This window comes from Pseudomonas sp. NFX15 (assembly GCF_049132105.1).
In the GTDB taxonomy this organism is placed as follows: domain Bacteria; phylum Pseudomonadota; class Gammaproteobacteria; order Pseudomonadales; family Pseudomonadaceae; genus Aquipseudomonas.
Genome location: NZ_JAFMPV010000039.1, coordinates 29,535 through 48,392, shown reverse-complemented (window position 1 = coordinate 48,392; position 18,858 = coordinate 29,535). Strand labels below are relative to the sequence as shown.

Annotated in this window: 20 protein-coding genes; all 20 read left to right on the top strand. The window is 57.1% G+C overall.

Going from position 1 to position 18,858, the window contains the following annotated elements; translation table 11 throughout:
* The first annotated feature begins 114 nt into the window (after positions 1-114).
* The 20 genes from J1D76_RS26225 to gpJ are packed head-to-tail and all read left to right on the top strand — an operon-like array spanning position 115 to position 18,828.
* Positions 115-660 (top strand): DNA-packaging protein, encoded by a 546-nt coding sequence (locus J1D76_RS26225; protein ID WP_000453580.1) that lies wholly within the window; start codon positions 115-117, stop codon positions 658-660.
* Positions 635-2,560, top strand: coding sequence for a phage terminase large subunit family protein (locus tag J1D76_RS26220; RefSeq protein ID WP_001027292.1), 1,926 nt, complete (start codon positions 635-637; stop codon positions 2,558-2,560). Before J1D76_RS26225 ends, J1D76_RS26220 begins: the two co-directional genes overlap by 26 nt.
* The gene (locus J1D76_RS26215) at positions 2,557-2,763 is read left to right on the top strand and encodes a phage head-tail joining protein (protein WP_000198149.1); all 207 of its coding nucleotides are present in this window, start codon (positions 2,557-2,559) and stop codon (positions 2,761-2,763) included. The genes J1D76_RS26220 and J1D76_RS26215 overlap by 4 nt, the downstream gene beginning before the upstream one ends.
* The gene (locus J1D76_RS26210) at positions 2,760-4,361 is read left to right on the top strand and encodes a phage portal protein (RefSeq protein ID WP_001359455.1); all 1,602 of its coding nucleotides are present in this window, start codon (positions 2,760-2,762) and stop codon (positions 4,359-4,361) included. The genes J1D76_RS26215 and J1D76_RS26210 overlap by 4 nt, the downstream gene beginning before the upstream one ends.
* Positions 4,342-5,661, top strand: a complete 1,320-nt coding sequence (locus tag J1D76_RS26205) for a S49 family peptidase (RefSeq protein WP_000123343.1) — start codon at positions 4,342-4,344, stop codon at positions 5,659-5,661. The genes J1D76_RS26210 and J1D76_RS26205 overlap by 20 nt, the downstream gene beginning before the upstream one ends.
* A gap of 9 nt (positions 5,662-5,670) precedes the next feature.
* On the top strand, positions 5,671-6,003 hold the full coding sequence (locus J1D76_RS26200) for a head decoration protein (protein ID WP_001297109.1): 333 nt from the start codon (positions 5,671-5,673) through the stop codon (positions 6,001-6,003).
* A gap of 55 nt (positions 6,004-6,058) precedes the next feature.
* Positions 6,059-7,084: a major capsid protein gene (locus tag J1D76_RS26195; protein WP_000063280.1), complete on the top strand. Its 1,026-nt coding sequence runs from the start codon at positions 6,059-6,061 to the stop codon at positions 7,082-7,084.
* Positions 7,085-7,125: 41 nt separating this feature from the next.
* Complete coding sequence (locus J1D76_RS26190) at positions 7,126-7,524, top strand: DNA-packaging protein FI (RefSeq protein ID WP_000158919.1); 399 nt, start codon at positions 7,126-7,128, stop codon at positions 7,522-7,524.
* A gap of 11 nt (positions 7,525-7,535) precedes the next feature.
* Complete coding sequence (locus J1D76_RS26185) at positions 7,536-7,889, top strand: head-tail joining protein (protein ID WP_000752979.1); 354 nt, start codon at positions 7,536-7,538, stop codon at positions 7,887-7,889.
* Between the two features lie 11 nt (positions 7,890-7,900).
* On the top strand, positions 7,901-8,479 hold the full coding sequence (locus J1D76_RS26180) for a phage tail protein (protein ID WP_000975070.1): 579 nt from the start codon (positions 7,901-7,903) through the stop codon (positions 8,477-8,479).
* Positions 8,476-8,871 (top strand): phage minor tail U family protein, encoded by a 396-nt coding sequence (locus J1D76_RS26175; protein WP_000683105.1) that lies wholly within the window; start codon positions 8,476-8,478, stop codon positions 8,869-8,871. The genes J1D76_RS26180 and J1D76_RS26175 overlap by 4 nt, the downstream gene beginning before the upstream one ends.
* Positions 8,872-8,878: 7 nt before the next feature.
* The gene (locus J1D76_RS26170) at positions 8,879-9,619 is read left to right on the top strand and encodes a phage tail protein (RefSeq protein WP_001349920.1); all 741 of its coding nucleotides are present in this window, start codon (positions 8,879-8,881) and stop codon (positions 9,617-9,619) included.
* Between the two features lie 15 nt (positions 9,620-9,634).
* A complete protein-coding gene (gene gpG / locus J1D76_RS26165) occupies positions 9,635-10,057 on the top strand; it encodes a phage tail assembly chaperone G (protein WP_000479153.1) in 423 nt (140 codons plus the stop codon).
* Complete coding sequence (locus J1D76_RS26160) at positions 10,039-10,473, top strand: phage tail assembly protein T (protein WP_000459457.1); 435 nt, start codon at positions 10,039-10,041, stop codon at positions 10,471-10,473. Before gpG ends, J1D76_RS26160 begins: the two co-directional genes overlap by 19 nt.
* Positions 10,466-13,027, top strand: coding sequence for a phage tail tape measure protein (locus J1D76_RS26155; RefSeq protein WP_000840207.1), 2,562 nt, complete (start codon positions 10,466-10,468; stop codon positions 13,025-13,027). Before J1D76_RS26160 ends, J1D76_RS26155 begins: the two co-directional genes overlap by 8 nt.
* Positions 13,024-13,353, top strand: coding sequence for a phage tail protein (locus J1D76_RS26150; protein ID WP_000847379.1), 330 nt, complete (start codon positions 13,024-13,026; stop codon positions 13,351-13,353). The genes J1D76_RS26155 and J1D76_RS26150 overlap by 4 nt, the downstream gene beginning before the upstream one ends.
* A complete protein-coding gene (locus J1D76_RS26145) occupies positions 13,353-14,051 on the top strand; it encodes a phage minor tail protein L (RefSeq protein ID WP_001152639.1) in 699 nt (232 codons plus the stop codon). The genes J1D76_RS26150 and J1D76_RS26145 overlap by 1 nt, the downstream gene beginning before the upstream one ends.
* A gap of 5 nt (positions 14,052-14,056) precedes the next feature.
* Positions 14,057-14,800, top strand: a complete 744-nt coding sequence (locus J1D76_RS26140; RefSeq protein ID WP_000194780.1) for a C40 family peptidase — start codon at positions 14,057-14,059, stop codon at positions 14,798-14,800.
* Positions 14,797-15,369: a tail assembly protein gene (locus J1D76_RS26135; protein WP_001407644.1), complete on the top strand. Its 573-nt coding sequence runs from the start codon at positions 14,797-14,799 to the stop codon at positions 15,367-15,369. Before J1D76_RS26140 ends, J1D76_RS26135 begins: the two co-directional genes overlap by 4 nt.
* 60 nt (positions 15,370-15,429) lie before the next feature.
* Positions 15,430-18,828 carry a phage attachment tail tip protein J gene (gene gpJ / locus J1D76_RS26130; protein ID WP_000515495.1) on the top strand — a complete coding sequence of 1,133 codons (3,399 nt, stop codon included), beginning with the start codon at positions 15,430-15,432 and terminating at the stop codon, positions 18,826-18,828.
* Positions 18,829-18,858: the final 30 nt, after the last annotated feature.

Genomic DNA, 18,858 nt, shown 5'->3' with positions numbered 1-18,858 from the left:
ACTTAATGTTTTTATTTAAAATACCCTCTGAAAAGAAAGGAAACGACAGGTGCTGAAAGCGAGCTTTTTGGCCTCTGTCGTTTCCTTTCTCTGTTTTTGTCCGTGGAATGAACAATGGAAGTCAACAAAAAGCAGCTGGCTGACATTTTCGGTGCGAGTATCCGTACCATTCAGAACTGGCAGGAACAGGGAATGCCCGTTCTGCGAGGCGGTGGCAAGGGTAATGAGGTGCTTTATGACTCTGCCGCCGTCATAAAATGGTATGCCGAAAGGGATGCTGAAATTGAGAACGAAAAGCTGCGCCGGGAGGTTGAAGAACTGCGGCAGGCCAGCGAGGCAGATCTCCAGCCAGGAACTATTGAGTACGAACGCCATCGACTTACGCGTGCGCAGGCCGACGCACAGGAACTGAAGAATGCCAGAGACTCCGCTGAAGTGGTGGAAACCGCATTCTGTACTTTCGTGCTGTCGCGGATCGCAGGTGAAATTGCCAGTATTCTCGACGGGCTCCCCCTGTCGGTGCAGCGGCGTTTTCCGGAACTGGAAAACCGACATGTTGATTTCCTGAAACGGGATATCATCAAAGCCATGAACAAAGCAGCCGCGCTGGATGAACTGATACCGGGGTTGCTGAGTGAATATATCGAACAGTCAGGTTAACAGGCTGCGGCATTTTGTCCGCGCCGGGCTTCGCTCACTGTTCAGGCCGGAGCCACAGACCGCCGTTGAATGGGCGGATGCTAATTACTATCTCCCGAAAGAATCCGCATACCAGGAAGGGCGCTGGGAAACACTGCCCTTTCAGCGGGCCATCATGAATGCGATGGGCAGCGACTACATCCGTGAGGTGAATGTGGTGAAGTCTGCCCGTGTCGGTTATTCCAAAATGCTGCTGGGTGTTTATGCCTACTTTATAGAGCATAAGCAGCGCAACACCCTTATCTGGTTGCCGACGGATGGTGATGCCGAGAACTTTATGAAAACCCACGTTGAGCCGACTATTCGTGATATTCCGTCGCTGCTGGCGCTGGCCCCGTGGTATGGCAAAAAGCACCGGGATAACACGCTCACCATGAAGCGTTTCACTAATGGGCGTGGCTTCTGGTGCCTGGGCGGTAAAGCGGCAAAAAACTACCGTGAAAAGTCGGTGGATGTGGCGGGTTATGATGAACTTGCTGCTTTTGATGATGATATTGAACAGGAAGGCTCTCCGACGTTCCTGGGTGACAAGCGTATTGAAGGCTCGGTCTGGCCAAAGTCCATCCGTGGCTCCACGCCAAAAGTGAGAGGCACCTGTCAGATTGAGCGTGCAGCCAGTGAATCCCCGCATTTTATGCGTTTTCATGTTGCCTGCCCGCATTGCGGGGAGGAGCAGTATCTTAAATTTGGCGACAAAGAGACGCCGTTTGGCCTCAAATGGACGCCGGATGACCCCTCCAGCGTGTTTTATCTCTGCGAGCATAATGCCTGCGTCATCCGCCAGCAGGAGCTGGACTTTACTGATGCCCGTTATATCTGCGAAAAGACCGGGATCTGGACCCGTGATGGCATTCTCTGGTTTTCGTCATCCGGTGAAGAGATTGAGCCACCTGACAGTGTGACCTTTCACATCTGGACAGCGTACAGCCCGTTCACCACCTGGGTGCAGATTGTCAAAGACTGGATGAAAACGAAAGGGGATACGGGAAAACGTAAAACCTTCGTAAACACCACGCTCGGTGAGACGTGGGAGGCGAAAATTGGCGAACGTCCGGATGCTGAAGTGATGGCAGAGCGGAAAGAGCATTATTCAGCGCCCGTTCCTGACCGTGTGGCTTACCTGACCGCCGGTATCGACTCCCAGCTGGACCGCTACGAAATGCGCGTATGGGGATGGGGGCCGGGTGAGGAAAGCTGGCTGATTGACCGGCAGATTATTATGGGCCGCCACGACGATGAACAGACGCTGCTGCGTGTGGATGAGGCCATCAATAAAACCTATACCCGCCGGAATGGTGCAGAAATGTCGATATCCCGTATCTGCTGGGATACTGGCGGGATTGACCCGACCATTGTGTATGAACGCTCGAAAAAACATGGGCTGTTCCGGGTGATCCCCATTAAAGGGGCATCCGTCTACGGAAAGCCGGTGGCCAGCATGCCACGTAAGCGAAACAAAAACGGGGTTTACCTTACCGAAATCGGTACGGATACCGCGAAAGAGCAGATTTATAACCGCTTCACACTGACGCCGGAAGGGGATGAACCGCTTCCCGGTGCCGTTCACTTCCCGAATAACCCGGATATTTTTGATCTGACCGAAGCGCAGCAGCTGACTGCTGAAGAGCAGGTCGAAAAATGGGTGGATGGCAGGAAAAAAATACTGTGGGACAGCAAAAAGCGACGCAATGAGGCACTCGACTGCTTCGTTTATGCGCTGGCGGCGCTGCGCATCAGTATTTCCCGCTGGCAGCTGGATCTCAGTGCGCTGCTGGCGAGCCTGCAGGAAGAGGATGGTGCAGCAACCAACAAGAAAACACTGGCAGATTACGCCCGTGCCTTATCCGGAGAGGATGAATGACGCGACAGGAAGAACTTGCCGCTGCCCGTGCGGCACTGCATGACCTGATGACAGGTAAACGGGTGGCAACAGTACAGAAAGACGGACGAAGGGTGGAGTTTACGGCCACTTCCGTGTCTGACCTGAAAAAATATATTGCAGAGCTGGAAGTGCAGACCGGCATGACACAGCGACGCAGGGGACCTGCAGGATTTTATGTATGAAAACGCCCACCATTCCCACCCTTCTGGGGCCGGACGGCATGACATCGCTGCGCGAATATGCCGGTTATCACGGCGGTGGCAGCGGATTTGGAGGGCAGTTGCGGTCGTGGAACCCACCGAGTGAAAGTGTGGATGCAGCCCTGTTGCCCAACTTTACCCGTGGCAATGCCCGCGCAGACGATCTGGTACGCAATAACGGCTATGCCGCCAACGCCATCCAGCTGCATCAGGATCATATCGTCGGGTCTTTTTTCCGGCTCAGTCATCGCCCAAGCTGGCGCTATCTGGGCATCGGGGAGGAAGAAGCCCGTGCCTTTTCCCGCGAGGTTGAAGCGGCATGGAAAGAGTTTGCCGAGGATGACTGCTGCTGCATTGACGTTGAGCGAAAACGCACGTTTACCATGATGATTCGGGAAGGTGTGGCCATGCACGCCTTTAACGGTGAACTGTTCGTTCAGGCCACCTGGGATACCAGTTCGTCGCGGCTTTTCCGGACACAGTTCCGGATGGTCAGCCCGAAGCGCATCAGCAACCCGAACAATACCGGCGACAGCCGGAACTGCCGTGCCGGTGTGCAGATTAATGACAGCGGTGCGGCGCTGGGATATTACGTCAGCGAGGACGGGTATCCTGGCTGGATGCCGCAGAAATGGACATGGATACCCCGTGAGTTACCCGGCGGGCGCGCCTCGTTCATTCACGTTTTTGAACCCGTGGAGGACGGGCAGACTCGCGGTGCAAATGTGTTTTACAGCGTGATGGAGCAGATGAAGATGCTCGACACGCTGCAGAACACGCAGCTGCAGAGCGCCATTGTGAAGGCGATGTATGCCGCCACCATTGAGAGTGAGCTGGATACGCAGTCAGCGATGGATTTTATTCTGGGCGCGAACAGTCAGGAGCAGCGGGAAAGGCTGACCGGCTGGATTGGTGAAATTGCCGCGTATTACGCCGCAGCGCCGGTCCGGCTGGGAGGCGCAAAAGTACCGCACCTGATGCCGGGTGACTCACTGAACCTGCAGACGGCTCAGGATACGGATAACGGCTACTCCGTGTTTGAGCAGTCACTGCTGCGGTATATCGCTGCCGGGCTGGGTGTCTCGTATGAGCAGCTTTCCCGGAATTACGCCCAGATGAGCTACTCCACGGCACGGGCCAGTGCGAACGAGTCGTGGGCGTACTTTATGGGGCGGCGAAAATTCGTCGCATCCCGTCAGGCGAGCCAGATGTTTCTGTGCTGGCTGGAAGAGGCCATCGTTCGCCGCGTGGTGACGTTACCTTCAAAAGCGCGCTTCAGTTTTCAGGAAGCCCGCAGTGCCTGGGGGAACTGCGACTGGATAGGCTCCGGTCGTATGGCCATCGATGGTCTGAAAGAAGTTCAGGAAGCGGTGATGCTGATAGAAGCCGGACTGAGTACCTACGAGAAAGAGTGCGCAAAACGCGGTGACGACTATCAGGAAATTTTTGCCCAGCAGGTCCGTGAAACGATGGAGCGCCGTGCAGCCGGTCTTAAACCGCCCGCCTGGGCGGCTGCAGCATTTGAATCCGGGCTGCGACAATCAACAGAGGAGGAGAAGAGTGACAGCAGAGCTGCGTAATCTCCCGCATATTGCCAGCATGGCCTTTAATGAGCCGCTGATGCTTGAACCCGCCTATGCGCGGGTTTTCTTTTGTGCGCTTGCAGGCCAGCTTGGGATCAGCAGCCTGACGGATGCGGTGTCCGGCGACAGCCTGACTGCCCAGGAGGCACTCGCGACGCTGGCATTATCCGGTGATGATGACGGACCACGACAGGCCCGCAGTTATCAGGTCATGAACGGCATCGCCGTGCTGCCGGTGTCCGGCACGCTGGTCAGCCGGACGCGGGCGCTGCAGCCGTACTCGGGGATGACCGGTTACAACGGCATTATCGCCCGTCTGCAACAGGCTGCCAGCGATCCGATGGTGGACGGCATTCTGCTCGATATGGACACGCCCGGCGGGATGGTGGCGGGGGCATTTGACTGCGCTGACATCATCGCCCGTGTGCGTGACATAAAACCGGTATGGGCGCTTGCCAACGACATGAACTGCAGTGCAGGTCAGTTGCTTGCCAGTGCCGCCTCCCGGCGTCTGGTCACGCAGACCGCCCGGACAGGCTCCATCGGCGTCATGATGGCTCACAGTAATTACGGTGCTGCGCTGGAGAAACAGGGTGTGGAAATCACGCTGATTTACAGCGGCAGCCATAAGGTGGATGGCAACCCCTACAGCCATCTTCCGGATGACGTCCGGGAGACACTGCAGTCCCGGATGGACGCAACCCGCCAGATGTTTGCGCAGAAGGTGTCGGCATATACCGGCCTGTCCGTGCAGGTTGTGCTGGATACCGAGGCTGCAGTGTACAGCGGTCAGGAGGCCATTGATGCCGGACTGGCTGATGAACTTGTTAACAGCACCGATGCGATCACCGTCATGCGTGATGCACTGGATGCACGTAAATCCCGTCTCTCAGGAGGGCGAATGACCAAAGAGACTCAATCAACAACTGTTTCAGCCACTGCTTCGCAGGCTGACGTTACTGACGTGGTGCCAGCGACGGAGGGCGAGAACGCCAGCGCGGCGCAGCCGGACGTGAACGCGCAGATCACCGCAGCGGTTGCGGCAGAAAACAGCCGCATTATGGGGATCCTCAACTGTGAGGAGGCTCACGGACGCGAAGAACAGGCACGCGTGCTGGCAGAAACCCCCGGTATGACCGTGAAAACGGCCCGCCGCATTCTGGCCGCAGCACCACAGAGTGCACAGGCGCGCAGTGACACTGCGCTGGATCGTCTGATGCAGGGGGCACCGGCACCGCTGGCTGCAGGTAACCCGGCATCTGATGCCGTTAACGATTTGCTGAACACACCAGTGTAAGGGATGTTTATGACGAGCAAAGAAACCTTTACCCATTACCAGCCGCAGGGCAACAGTGACCCGGCTCATACCGCAACCGCGCCCGGCGGATTGAGTGCGAAAGCGCCTGCAATGACCCCGCTGATGCTGGACACCTCCAGCCGTAAGCTGGTTGCGTGGGATGGCACCACCGACGGTGCTGCCGTTGGCATTCTTGCGGTTGCTGCTGACCAGACCAGCACCACGCTGACGTTCTACAAGTCCGGCACGTTCCGTTATGAGGATGTGCTCTGGCCGGAGGCTGCCAGCGACGAGACGAAAAAACGGACCGCGTTTGCCGGAACGGCAATCAGCATCGTTTAACTTTACCCTTCATCACTAAAGGCCGCCTGTGCGGCTTTTTTTACGGGATTTTTTTATGTCGATGTACACAACCGCCCAACTGCTGGCGGCAAATGAGCAGAAATTTAAGTTTGATCCGCTGTTTCTGCGTCTCTTTTTCCGTGAGAGCTATCCCTTCACCACGGAGAAAGTCTATCTCTCACAAATTCCGGGACTGGTAAACATGGCGCTGTACGTTTCGCCGATTGTTTCCGGTGAGGTTATCCGTTCCCGTGGCGGCTCCACCTCTGAATTTACGCCGGGATATGTCAAGCCGAAGCATGAAGTGAATCCGCAGATGACCCTGCGTCGCCTGCCGGATGAAGATCCGCAGAATCTGGCGGACCCGGCTTACCGCCGCCGTCGCATCATCATGCAGAACATGCGTGACGAAGAGCTGGCCATTGCTCAGGTCGAAGAGATGCAGGCAGTTTCTGCCGTGCTTAAGGGCAAATACACCATGACCGGTGAAGCCTTCGATCCGGTTGAGGTGGATATGGGCCGCAGTGAGGAGAATAACATCACGCAGTCCGGCGGCACGGAGTGGAGCAAGCGTGACAAGTCCACGTATGACCCGACCGACGATATCGAAGCCTACGCGCTGAACGCCAGCGGTGTGGTGAATATCATCGTGTTCGATCCGAAAGGCTGGGCGCTGTTCCGTTCCTTCAAAGCCGTCAAGGAGAAGCTGGATACCCGTCGTGGCTCTAATTCCGAGCTGGAGACAGCGGTGAAAGACCTGGGCAAAGCGGTGTCCTATAAGGGGATGTATGGCGATGTGGCCATCGTCGTGTATTCCGGACAGTACGTGGAAAACGGCGTCAAAAAGAACTTCCTGCCGGACAACACGATGGTGCTGGGGAACACTCAGGCACGCGGTCTGCGCACCTATGGCTGCATTCAGGATGCGGACGCACAGCGCGAAGGCATTAACGCCTCTGCCCGTTACCCGAAAAACTGGGTGACCACCGGCGATCCGGCGCGTGAGTTCACCATGATTCAGTCAGCACCGCTGATGCTGCTGGCTGACCCTGATGAGTTCGTGTCCGTACAACTGGCGTAATCATGGCCCTTCGGGGCCATTGTTTCTCTGTGGAGGAGTCCATGACGAAAGATGAACTGATTGCCCGTCTCCGCTCGCTGGGTGAACAACTGAACCGTGATGTCAGCCTGACGGGGACGAAAGAAGAACTGGCGCTCCGTGTGGCAGAGCTGAAAGAGGAGCTTGATGACACGGATGAAACTGCCGGTCAGGACACCCCTCTCAGCCGGGAAAATGTGCTGACCGGACATGAAAATGAGGTGGGATCAGCGCAGCCGGATACCGTGATTCTGGATACGTCTGAACTGGTCACGGTCGTGGCACTGGTGAAGCTGCATACTGATGCACTTCACGCCACGCGGGATGAACCTGTGGCATTTGTGCTGCCGGGAACGGCGTTTCGTGTCTCTGCCGGTGTGGCAGCCGAAATGACAGAGCGCGGCCTGGCCAGAATGCAATAACGGGAGGCGCTGTGGCTGATTTCGATAACCTGTTCGATGCTGCCATTGCCCGCGCCGATGAAACGATACGCGGGTACATGGGAACGTCAGCCACCATTACATCCGGTGAGCAGTCAGGTGCGGTGATACGTGGTGTTTTTGATGACCCTGAAAATATCAGCTATGCCGGACAGGGCGTGCGCGTTGAAGGCTCCAGCCCGTCCCTGTTTGTCCGGACTGATGAGGTGCGGCAGCTGCGGCGTGGAGACACGCTGACCATCGGTGAGGAAAATTTCTGGGTAGATCGGGTTTCGCCGGATGATGGCGGAAGTTGTCATCTCTGGCTTGGACGGGGCGTACCGCCTGCCGTTAACCGTCGCCGCTGAAAGGGGGATGTATGGCCATAAAAGGTCTTGAGCAGGCCGTTGAAAACCTCAGCCGTATCAGCAAAACGGCGGTGCCTGGTGCCGCCGCAATGGCCATTAACCGCGTTGCTTCATCCGCGATATCGCAGTCGGCGTCACAGGTTGCCCGTGAGACAAAGGTACGCCGGAAACTGGTAAAGGAAAGGGCCAGGCTGAAAAGGGCCACGGTCAAAAATCCGCAGGCCAGAATCAAAGTTAACCGGGGGGATTTGCCCGTAATCAAGCTGGGTAATGCGCGGGTTGTCCTTTCGCGCCGCAGGCGTCGTAAAAAGGGGCAGCGTTCATCCCTGAAAGGTGGCGGCAGCGTGCTTGTGGTGGGTAACCGTCGTATTCCCGGCGCGTTTATTCAGCAACTGAAAAATGGCCGGTGGCATGTCATGCAGCGTGTGGCTGGGAAAAACCGTTACCCCATTGATGTGGTGAAAATCCCGATGGCGGTGCCGCTGACCACGGCGTTTAAACAAAATATTGAGCGGATACGGCGTGAACGTCTTCCGAAAGAGCTGGGCTATGCGCTGCAGCATCAACTGAGGATGGTAATAAAGCGATGAAACATACTGAACTCCGTGCAGCCGTACTGGATGCACTGGAGAAGCATGACACCGGGGCGACGTTTTTTGATGGTCGCCCCGCTGTTTTTGATGAGGCGGATTTTCCGGCAGTTGCCGTTTATCTCACCGGCGCTGAATACACGGGCGAAGAGCTGGACAGCGATACCTGGCAGGCGGAGCTGCATATCGAAGTTTTCCTGCCTGCTCAGGTGCCGGATTCAGAGCTGGATGCGTGGATGGAGTCCCGGATTTATCCGGTGATGAGCGATATCCCGGCACTGTCAGATTTGATCACCAGTATGGTGGCCAGCGGCTATGACTACCGGCGCGACGATGATGCGGGCTTGTGGAGTTCAGCCGATCTGACTTATGTCATTACCTATGAAATGTGAGGACGCTATGCCTGTACCAAATCCTACAATGCCGGTGAAAGGTGCCGGGACCACCCTGTGGGTTTATAAGGGGAGCGGTGACCCTTACGCGAATCCGCTTTCAGACGTTGACTGGTCGCGTCTGGCAAAAGTTAAAGACCTGACGCCCGGCGAACTGACCGCTGAGTCCTATGACGACAGCTATCTCGATGATGAAGATGCAGACTGGACTGCGACCGGGCAGGGGCAGAAATCTGCCGGAGATACCAGCTTCACGCTGGCGTGGATGCCCGGAGAGCAGGGGCAGCAGGCGCTGCTGGCGTGGTTTAATGAAGGCGATACCCGTGCCTATAAAATCCGCTTCCCGAACGGCACGGTCGATGTGTTCCGTGGCTGGGTCAGCAGTATCGGTAAGGCGGTGACGGCGAAGGAAGTGATCACCCGCACGGTGAAAGTCACCAATGTGGGACGTCCGTCGATGGCAGAAGATCGCAGCACGGTAACAGCGGCAACCGGCATGACCGTGACGCCTGCCAGCACCTCGGTGGTGAAAGGGCAGAGCACCACGCTGACCGTGGCCTTCCAGCCGGAGGGCGTAACCGACAAGAGCTTTCGTGCGGTGTCTGCGGATAAAACAAAAGCCACCGTGTCGGTCAGTGGTATGACCATCACCGTGAACGGCGTTGCTGCAGGCAAGGTCAACATTCCGGTTGTATCCGGTAATGGTGAGTTTGCTGCGGTTGCAGAAATTACCGTCACCGCCAGTTAATCCGGAGAGTCAGCGATGTTCCTGAAAACCGAATCATTTGAACATAACGGTGTGACCGTCACGCTTTCTGAACTGTCAGCCCTGCAGCGCATTGAGCATCTCGCCCTGATGAAACGGCAGGCAGAACAGGCGGAGTCAGACAGCAACCGGAAGTTTACTGTGGAAGACGCCATCAGAACCGGCGCGTTTCTGGTGGCGATGTCCCTGTGGCATAACCATCCGCAGAAGACGCAGATGCCGTCCATGAATGAAGCCGTTAAACAGATTGAGCAGGAAGTGCTTACCACCTGGCCCACGGAGGCAATTTCTCATGCTGAAAACGTGGTGTACCGGCTGTCTGGTATGTATGAGTTTGTGGTGAATAATGCCCCTGAACAGACAGAGGACGCCGGGCCCGCAGAGCCTGTTTCTGCGGGAAAGTGTTCGACGGTGAGCTGAGTTTTGCCCTGAAACTGGCGCGTGAGATGGGGCGACCCGACTGGCGTGCCATGCTTGCCGGGATGTCATCCACGGAGTATGCCGACTGGCACCGCTTTTACAGTACCCATTATTTTCATGATGTTCTGCTGGATATGCACTTTTCCGGGCTGACGTACACCGTGCTCAGCCTGTTTTTCAGCGATCCGGATATGCATCCGCTGGATTTCAGTCTGCTGAACCGGCGCGAGGCTGACGAAGAGCCTGAAGATGATGTGCTGATGCAGAAAGCGGCAGGGCTTGCCGGAGGTGTCCGCTTTGGCCCGGACGGGAATGAAGTTATCCCCGCTTCCCCGGATGTGGCGGACATGACGGAGGATGACGTAATGCTGATGACAGTATCAGAAGGGATCGCAGGAGGAGTCCGGTATGGCTGAACCGGTAGGCGATCTGGTCGTTGATTTGAGTCTGGATGCGGCCAGATTTGACGAGCAGATGGCCAGAGTCAGGCGTCATTTTTCTGGTACGGAAAGTGATGCGAAAAAAACAGCGGCAGTCGTTGAACAGTCGCTGAGCCGACAGGCGCTGGCTGCACAGAAAGCGGGGATTTCCGTCGGGCAGTATAAAGCCGCCATGCGTATGCTGCCTGCACAGTTCACCGACGTGGCCACGCAGCTTGCAGGCGGGCAAAGTCCGTGGCTGATCCTGCTGCAACAGGGGGGGCAGGTGAAGGACTCCTTCGGCGGGATGATCCCCATGTTCAGGGGGCTTGCCGGTGCGATCACCCTGCCGATGGTGGGGGCCACCTCGCTGGCGGTGGCGACCGGTGCGCTGGCGTATGCCTGGTATCAGGGCAACTCAACCCTGTCCGATTTCAACAAAACGCTGGTCCTTTCCGGCAATCAGGCGGGACTGACGGCAGATCGTATGCTGGTCCTGTCCAGAGCCGGGCAGGCGGCAGGGCTGACGTTTAACCAGACCAGCGAGTCACTCAGCGCACTGGTTAAGGCGGGGGTAAGCGGTGAGGCTCAGATTGCGTCCATCAGCCAGAGTGTGGCGCGTTTCTCCTCTGCATCCGGCGTGGAGGTGGACAAGGTCGCTGAAGCCTTCGGGAAGCTGACCACAGACCCGACGTCGGGGCTGACGGCGATGGCTCGCCAGTTCCATAACGTGTCGGCGGAGCAGATTGCGTATGTTGCTCAGTTGCAGCGTTCCGGCGATGAAGCCGGGGCATTGCAGGCGGCGAACGAGGCCGCAACGAAAGGGTTTGATGACCAGACCCGCCGCCTGAAAGAGAACATGGGCACGCTGGAGACCTGGGCAGACAGGACTGCGCGGGCATTCAAATCCATGTGGGATGCGGTGCTGGATATTGGTCGTCCTGATACCGCGCAGGAGATGCTGATTAAGGCAGAGGCTGCGTATAAGAAAGCAGACGACATCTGGAATCTGCGCAAGGATGATTATTTTGTTAACGATGAAGCGCGGGCGCGTTACTGGGATGATCGTGAAAAGGCCCGTCTTGCGCTTGAAGCCGCCCGAAAGAAGGCTGAGCAGCAGACTCAACAGGACAAAAATGCGCAGCAGCAGAGCGATACCGAAGCGTCACGGCTGAAATATACCGAAGAGGCGCAGAAGGCTTACGAACGGCTGCAGACGCCGCTGGAGAAATATACCGCCCGTCAGGAAGAACTGAACAAGGCACTGAAAGACGGGAAAATCCTGCAGGCGGATTACAACACGCTGATGGCGGCGGCGAAAAAGGATTATGAAGCGACGCTGAAAAAGCCGAAACAGTCCAGCGTGAAGGTGTCTGCGGGCGATCGTCAGGAAGACAGTGCTCATGCTGCCCTGCTGACGCTTCAGGCAGAACTCCGGACGCTGGAGAAGCATGCCGGAGCAAATGAGAAAATCAGCCAGCAGCGCCGGGATTTGTGGAAGGCGGAGAGTCAGTTCGCGGTACTGGAGGAGGCGGCGCAACGTCGCCAGCTGTCTGCACAGGAGAAATCCCTGCTGGCGCATAAAGATGAGACGCTGGAGTACAAACGCCAGCTGGCTGCACTTGGCGACAAGGTTACGTATCAGGAGCGCCTGAACGCGCTGGCGCAGCAGGCGGATAAATTCGCACAGCAGCAACGGGCAAAACGGGCCGCCATTGATGCGAAAAGCCGGGGGCTGACTGACCGGCAGGCAGAACGGGAAGCCACGGAACAGCGCCTGAAGGAACAGTATGGCGATAATCCGCTGGCGCTGAATAACGTCATGTCAGAGCAGAAAAAGACCTGGGCGGCTGAAGACCAGCTTCGCGGGAACTGGATGGCAGGCCTGAAGTCCGGCTGGAGTGAGTGGGAAGAGAGCGCCACGGACAGTATGTCGCAGGTAAAAAGTGCAGCCACGCAGACCTTTGATGGTATTGCACAGAATATGGCGGCGATGCTGACCGGCAGTGAGCAGAACTGGCGCAGCTTCACCCGTTCCGTGCTGTCCATGATGACAGAAATTCTGCTTAAGCAGGCAATGGTGGGGATTGTCGGGAGTATCGGCAGCGCCATTGGCGGGGCTGTTGGTGGCGGCGCATCCGCGTCAGGCGGTACAGCCATTCAGGCCGCTGCGGCGAAATTCCATTTTGCAACCGGAGGATTTACGGGAACCGGCGGCAAATATGAGCCAGCGGGGATTGTTCACCGTGGTGAGTTTGTCTTCACGAAGGAGGCAACCAGCCGGATTGGCGTGGGGAATCTTTACCGGCTGATGCGCGGCTATGCCACCGGCGGTTATGTCGGTACACCGGGCAGCATGGCAGACAGCCGGTCGCAGGCGTCCGGGACGTTTGAGCAGAATAACCATGTGGTGATTAACAACGACGGCACGAACGGGCAGATAGGTCCGGCTGCTCTGAAGGCGGTGTATGACATGGCCCGCAAGGGTGCCCGTGATGAAATTCAGACACAGATGCGTGATGGTGGCCTGTTCTCCGGAGGTGGACGATGAAGACCTTCCGCTGGAAAGTGAAACCCGGTATGGATGTGGCTTCGGTCCCTTCTGTAAGAAAGGTGCGCTTTGGTGATGGCTATTCTCAGCGAGCGCCTGCCGGGCTGAATGCCAACCTGAAAACGTACAGCGTGACGCTTTCTGTCCCCCGTGAGGAGGCCACGGTACTGGAGTCGTTTCTGGAAGAGCACGGGGGCTGGAAATCCTTTCTGTGGACGCCGCCTTATGAGTGGCGGCAGATAAAGGTGACCTGCGCAAAATGGTCGTCGCGGGTCAGTATGCTGCGTGTTGAGTTCAGCGCAGAGTTTGAACAGGTGGTGAACTGATGCAGGATATCCGGCAGGAAACACTGAATGAATGCACCCGTGCGGAGCAGTCGGCCAGCGTGGTGCTCTGGGAAATCGACCTGACAGAGGTCGGTGGAGAACGTTATTTTTTCTGTAATGAGCAGAACGAAAAAGGTGAGCCGGTCACCTGGCAGGGGCGACAGTATCAGCCGTATCCCATTCAGGGGAGCGGTTTTGAACTGAATGGCAAAGGCACCAGTACGCGCCCCACGCTGACGGTTTCTAACCTGTACGGTATGGTCACCGGGATGGCGGAAGATATGCAGAGTCTGGTCGGCGGAACGGTGGTCCGGCGTAAGGTTTACGCCCGTTTTCTGGATGCGGTGAACTTCGTCAACGGAAACAGTTACGCCGATCCGGAGCAGGAGGTGATCAGCCGCTGGCGCATTGAGCAGTGCAGCGAACTGAGCGCGGTGAGTGCCTCCTTTGTACTGTCCACGCCGACGGAAACGGATGGCGCTGTTTTTCCGGGACGTATCATGCTGGCCAACACCTGCACCTGGACCTATCGCGGTGACGAGTGCGGTTATAGCGGTCCGGCTGTCGCGGATGAATATGACCAGCCAACGTCCGATATCACGAAGGATAAATGCAGCAAATGCCTGAGCGGTTGTAAGTTCCGCAATAACGTCGGCAACTTTGGCGGCTTCCTTTCCATTAACAAACTTTCGCAGTAAATCCCATGACACAGACAGAATCAGCGATTCTGGCGCACGCCCGGCGATGTGCGCCAGCGGAGTCGTGCGGCTTCGTGGTAAGCACGCCGGAGGGGGAAAGATATTTCCCCTGCGTGAATATCTCCGGTGAGCCGGAGGCGTATTTCCGTATGTCGCCGGAAGACTGGCTGCAGGCAGAAATGCAGGGTGAGATTGTGGCGCTGGTCCACAGCCACCCCGGTGGTCTGCCCTGGCTGAGTGAGGCCGACCGGCGGCTGCAGGTGCAGAGTGATTTGCCGTGGTGGCTGGTCTGCCGGGGGACGATTCATAAGTTCCGCTGTGTGCCGCATCTCACCGGGCGGCGCTTTGAGCACGGTGTGACGGACTGTTACACACTGTTCCGGGATGCTTATCATCTGGCGGGGATTGAGATGCCGGACTTTCATCGTGAGGATGACTGGTGGCGTAACGGCCAGAATCTCTATCTGGATAATCTGGAGGCGACGGGGCTGTATCAGGTGCCGTTGTCAGCGGCACAGCCGGGCGATGTGCTGCTGTGCTGTTTTGGTTCATCAGTGCCGAATCACGCCGCAATTTACTGCGGCGACGGCGAGCTGCTGCACCATATTCCTGAACAACTGAGCAAACGAGAGAGGTACACCGACAAATGGCAGCGACGCACACACTCCCTCTGGCGTCACCGGGCATGGCGCGCATCTGCCTTTACGGGGATTTACAACGATTTGGTCGCCGCATCGACCTTCGTGTGAAAACGGGGGCTGAAGCCATCCGGGCACTGGCCACACAGCTCCCGGCGTTTCGTCAGAAACTGAGCGACGGCTGGTATCAGGTACGGATTGCCGGGCGGGACGTCAGCACGTCCGGGTTAACGGCGCAGTTACATGAGACTCTGCCTGATGGCGCTGTAATTCATATTGTTCCCAGAGTCGCCGGGGCCAAGTCAGGTGGCGTATTCCAGATTGTCCTGGGGGCTGCCGCCATTGCCGGATCATTCTTTACCGCCGGAGCCACCCTTGCAGCATGGGGGGCAGCCATTGGGGCCGGTGGTATGACCGGCATCCTGTTTTCTCTCGGTGCCAGTATGGTGCTCGGTGGTGTGGCGCAGATGCTGGCACCGAAAGCCAGAACTCCCCGTATACAGACAACGGATAACGGTAAGCAGAACACCTATTTCTCCTCACTGGATAACATGGTTGCCCAGGGCAATGTTCTGCCTGTTCTGTACGGGGAAATGCGCGTGGGGTCACGCGTGGTTTCTCAGGAGATCAGCACGGCAGACGAAGGGGACGGTGGTCAGGTTGTGGTGATTGGTCGCTGATGCAAAATGTTTTATGTGAAACCGCCTGCGGGCGGTTTTGTCATTTATGGAGCGTGAGGAATGGGTAAAGGAAGCAGTAAGGGGCATACCCCGCGCGAAGCGAAGGACAACCTGAAGTCCACGCAGTTGCTGAGTGTGATCGATGCCATCAGCGAAGGGCCGATTGAAGGTCCGGTGGATGGCTTAAAAAGCGTGCTGCTGAACAGTACGCCGGTGCTGGACACTGAGGGGAATACCAACATATCCGGTGTCACGGTGGTGTTCCGGGCTGGTGAGCAGGAGCAGACTCCGCCGGAGGGATTTGAATCCTCCGGCTCCGAGACGGTGCTGGGTACGGAAGTGAAATATGACACGCCGATCACCCGCACCATTACGTCTGCAAACATCGACCGTCTGCGCTTTACCTTCGGTGTACAGGCACTGGTGGAAACCACCTCAAAGGGTGACAGGAATCCGTCGGAAGTCCGCCTGCTGGTTCAGATACAACGTAACGGTGGCTGGGTGACGGAAAAAGACATCACCATTAAGGGCAAAACCACCTCGCAGTATCTGGCCTCGGTGGTGATGGGTAACCTGCCGCCGCGCCCGTTTAATATCCGGATGCGCAGGATGACGCCGGACAGCACCACAGACCAGCTGCAGAACAAAACGCTCTGGTCGTCATACACTGAAATCATCGATGTGAAACAGTGCTACCCGAACACGGCACTGGTCGGCGTGCAGGTGGACTCGGAGCAGTTCGGCAGCCAGCAGGTGAGCCGTAATTATCATCTGCGCGGGCGTATTCTGCAGGTGCCGTCGAACTATAACCCGCAGACGCGGCAATACAGCGGTATCTGGGACGGAACGTTTAAACCGGCATACAGCAACAACATGGCCTGGTGTCTGTGGGATATGCTGACCCATCCGCGCTACGGCATGGGGAAACGTCTTGGTGCGGCGGATGTGGATAAATGGGCGCTGTATGTCATCGGCCAGTACTGCGACCAGTCAGTGCCGGACGGCTTTGGCGGCACGGAGCCGCGCATCACCTGTAATGCGTACCTGACCACACAGCGTAAGGCGTGGGATGTGCTCAGCGATTTCTGCTCGGCGATGCGCTGTATGCCGGTATGGAACGGGCAGACGCTGACGTTCGTGCAGGACCGACCGTCGGATAAGACGTGGACCTATAACCGCAGTAATGTGGTGATGCCGGATGATGGCGCGCCGTTCCGCTACAGCTTCAGCGCCCTGAAGGACCGCCATAATGCCGTTGAGGTGAACTGGATTGACCCGAACAACGGCTGGGAGACGGCGACAGAGCTTGTTGAAGATACGCAGGCCATTGCCCGTTACGGTCGTAATGTTACGAAGATGGATGCCTTTGGCTGTACCAGCCGGGGGCAGGCACACCGCGCCGGGCTGTGGCTGATTAAAACAGAACTGCTGGAAACGCAGACCGTGGATTTCAGCGTCGGCGCAGAAGGGCTTCGCCATGTACCGGGCGATGTTATTGAAATCTGCGATGATGACTATGCCGGTATCAGCACCGGTGGTCGTGTGCTGGCGGTGAACAGCCAGACCCGGACGCTGACGCTCGACCGTGAAATCACGCTGCCATCCTCCGGTACCGCGCTGATAAGCCTGGTTGACGGAAGTGGCAATCCGGTCAGCGTGGAGGTTCAGTCCGTCACCGACGGCGTGAAGGTAAAAGTGAGCCGTGTTCCTGACGGTGTTGCTGAATACAGCGTATGGGAGCTGAAGCTGCCGACGCTGCGCCAGCGACTGTTCCGCTGCGTGAGTATCCGTGAGAACGACGACGGCACGTATGCCATCACCGCCGTGCAGCATGTGCCGGAAAAAGAGGCCATCGTGGATAACGGGGCGCACTTTGACGGCGAACAGAGTGGCACGGTGAATGGTGTCACGCCGCCAGCGGTGCAGCACCTGACCGCAGAAGTCACTGCAGACAGCGGGGAATATCAGGTGCTGGCGCGATGGGACACACCGAAGGTGGTGAAGGGCGTGAGTTTCCTGCTCCGTCTGACCGTAACAGCGGACGACGGCAGTGAGCGGCTGGTCAGCACGGCCCGGACGACGGAAACCACATACCGCTTCACGCAACTGGCGCTGGGGAACTACAGGCTGACAGTCCGGGCGGTAAATGCGTGGGGGCAGCAGGGCGATCCGGCGTCGGTATCGTTCCGGATTGCCGCACCGGCAGCACCGTCGAGGATTGAGCTGACGCCGGGCTATTTTCAGATAACCGCCACGCCGCATCTTGCCGTTTATGACCCGACGGTACAGTTTGAGTTCTGGTTCTCGGAAAAGCAGATTGCGGATATCAGACAGGTTGAAACCAGCACGCGTTATCTTGGTACGGCGCTGTACTGGATAGCCGCCAGTATCAATATCAAACCGGGCCATGATTATTACTTTTATATCCGCAGTGTGAACACCGTTGGCAAATCGGCATTCGTGGAGGCCGTCGGTCGGGCGAGCGATGATGCGGAAGGTTACCTGGATTTTTTCAAAGGCAAGATAACCGAATCCCATCTCGGCAAGGAGCTGCTGGAAAAAGTCGAGCTGACGGAGGATAACGCCAGCAGACTGGAGGAGTTTTCGAAAGAGTGGAAGGATGCCAGTGATAAGTGGAATGCCATGTGGGCTGTCAAAATTGAGCAGACCAAAGACGGCAAACATTATGTCGCGGGTATTGGCCTCAGCATGGAGGACACGGAGGAAGGCAAACTGAGCCAGTTTCTGGTTGCCGCCAATCGTATCGCATTTATTGACCCGGCAAACGGGAATGAAACGCCGATGTTTGTGGCGCAGGGCAACCAGATATTCATGAACGACGTGTTCCTGAAGCGCCTGACGGCCCCCACCATTACCAGCGGCGGCAATCCTCCGGCCTTTTCCCTGACACCGGACGGAAAGCTGACCGCTAAAAATGCGGATATCAGTGGCAGTGTGAATGCGAACTCCGGGACGCTCAGTAATGTGACGATAGCTGAAAACTGTACGATAAACGGTACGCTGAGGGCGGAAAAAATCGTCGGGGACATTGTAAAGGCGGCGAGCGCGGCTTTTCCGCGCCAGCGTGAAAGCAGTGTGGACTGGCCGTCAGGTACCCGTACTGTCACCGTGACCGATGACCATCCTTTTGATCGCCAGATAGTGGTGCTTCCGCTGACGTTTCGCGGAAGTAAGCGTACTGTCAGCGGCAGGACAACGTATTCGATGTGTTATCTGAAAGTACTGATGAACGGTGCGGTGATTTATGATGGCGCGGCGAACGAGGCGGTACAGGTGTTCTCCCGTATTGTTGACATGCCAGCGGGTCGGGGAAACGTGATCCTGACGTTCACGCTTACGTCCACACGGCATTCGGCAGATATTCCGCCGTATACGTTTGCCAGCGATGTGCAGGTTATGGTGATTAAGAAACAGGCGCTGGGCATCAGCGTGGTCTGAGTGTGTTACAGAGGTTCGTCCGGGAACGGG

Excerpts from the sequence above, each read along its gene's own strand:
- J1D76_RS26225 (WP_000453580.1), top strand. The coding sequence starts at position 115 with ATGGAAGTCAACAAAAAGCAGCTGGCTGACATTTTCGGTGCGAGTATC.
- J1D76_RS26215 (WP_000198149.1), top strand. The coding sequence starts at position 2,557 with ATGACGCGACAGGAAGAACTTGCCGCTGCCCGTGCGGCACTGCATGAC.
- J1D76_RS26210 (WP_001359455.1), top strand. The coding sequence starts at position 2,760 with ATGAAAACGCCCACCATTCCCACCCTTCTGGGGCCGGACGGCATGACA.
- J1D76_RS26200 (WP_001297109.1), top strand. The coding sequence starts at position 5,671 with ATGACGAGCAAAGAAACCTTTACCCATTACCAGCCGCAGGGCAACAGT.
- J1D76_RS26195 (WP_000063280.1), top strand. The coding sequence starts at position 6,059 with ATGTCGATGTACACAACCGCCCAACTGCTGGCGGCAAATGAGCAGAAA.
- J1D76_RS26190 (WP_000158919.1), top strand. The coding sequence starts at position 7,126 with ATGACGAAAGATGAACTGATTGCCCGTCTCCGCTCGCTGGGTGAACAA.
- J1D76_RS26180 (WP_000975070.1), top strand. The coding sequence starts at position 7,901 with ATGGCCATAAAAGGTCTTGAGCAGGCCGTTGAAAACCTCAGCCGTATC.
- J1D76_RS26175 (WP_000683105.1), top strand. The coding sequence starts at position 8,476 with ATGAAACATACTGAACTCCGTGCAGCCGTACTGGATGCACTGGAGAAG.
- J1D76_RS26170 (WP_001349920.1), top strand. The coding sequence starts at position 8,879 with ATGCCTGTACCAAATCCTACAATGCCGGTGAAAGGTGCCGGGACCACC.
- gpG (WP_000479153.1), top strand. The coding sequence starts at position 9,635 with ATGTTCCTGAAAACCGAATCATTTGAACATAACGGTGTGACCGTCACG.
- J1D76_RS26155 (WP_000840207.1), top strand. The coding sequence starts at position 10,466 with ATGGCTGAACCGGTAGGCGATCTGGTCGTTGATTTGAGTCTGGATGCG.
- J1D76_RS26150 (WP_000847379.1), top strand. The coding sequence starts at position 13,024 with ATGAAGACCTTCCGCTGGAAAGTGAAACCCGGTATGGATGTGGCTTCG.
- J1D76_RS26145 (WP_001152639.1), top strand. The coding sequence starts at position 13,353 with ATGCAGGATATCCGGCAGGAAACACTGAATGAATGCACCCGTGCGGAG.
- J1D76_RS26140 (WP_000194780.1), top strand. The coding sequence starts at position 14,057 with ATGACACAGACAGAATCAGCGATTCTGGCGCACGCCCGGCGATGTGCG.
- gpJ (WP_000515495.1), top strand. The coding sequence starts at position 15,430 with ATGGGTAAAGGAAGCAGTAAGGGGCATACCCCGCGCGAAGCGAAGGAC.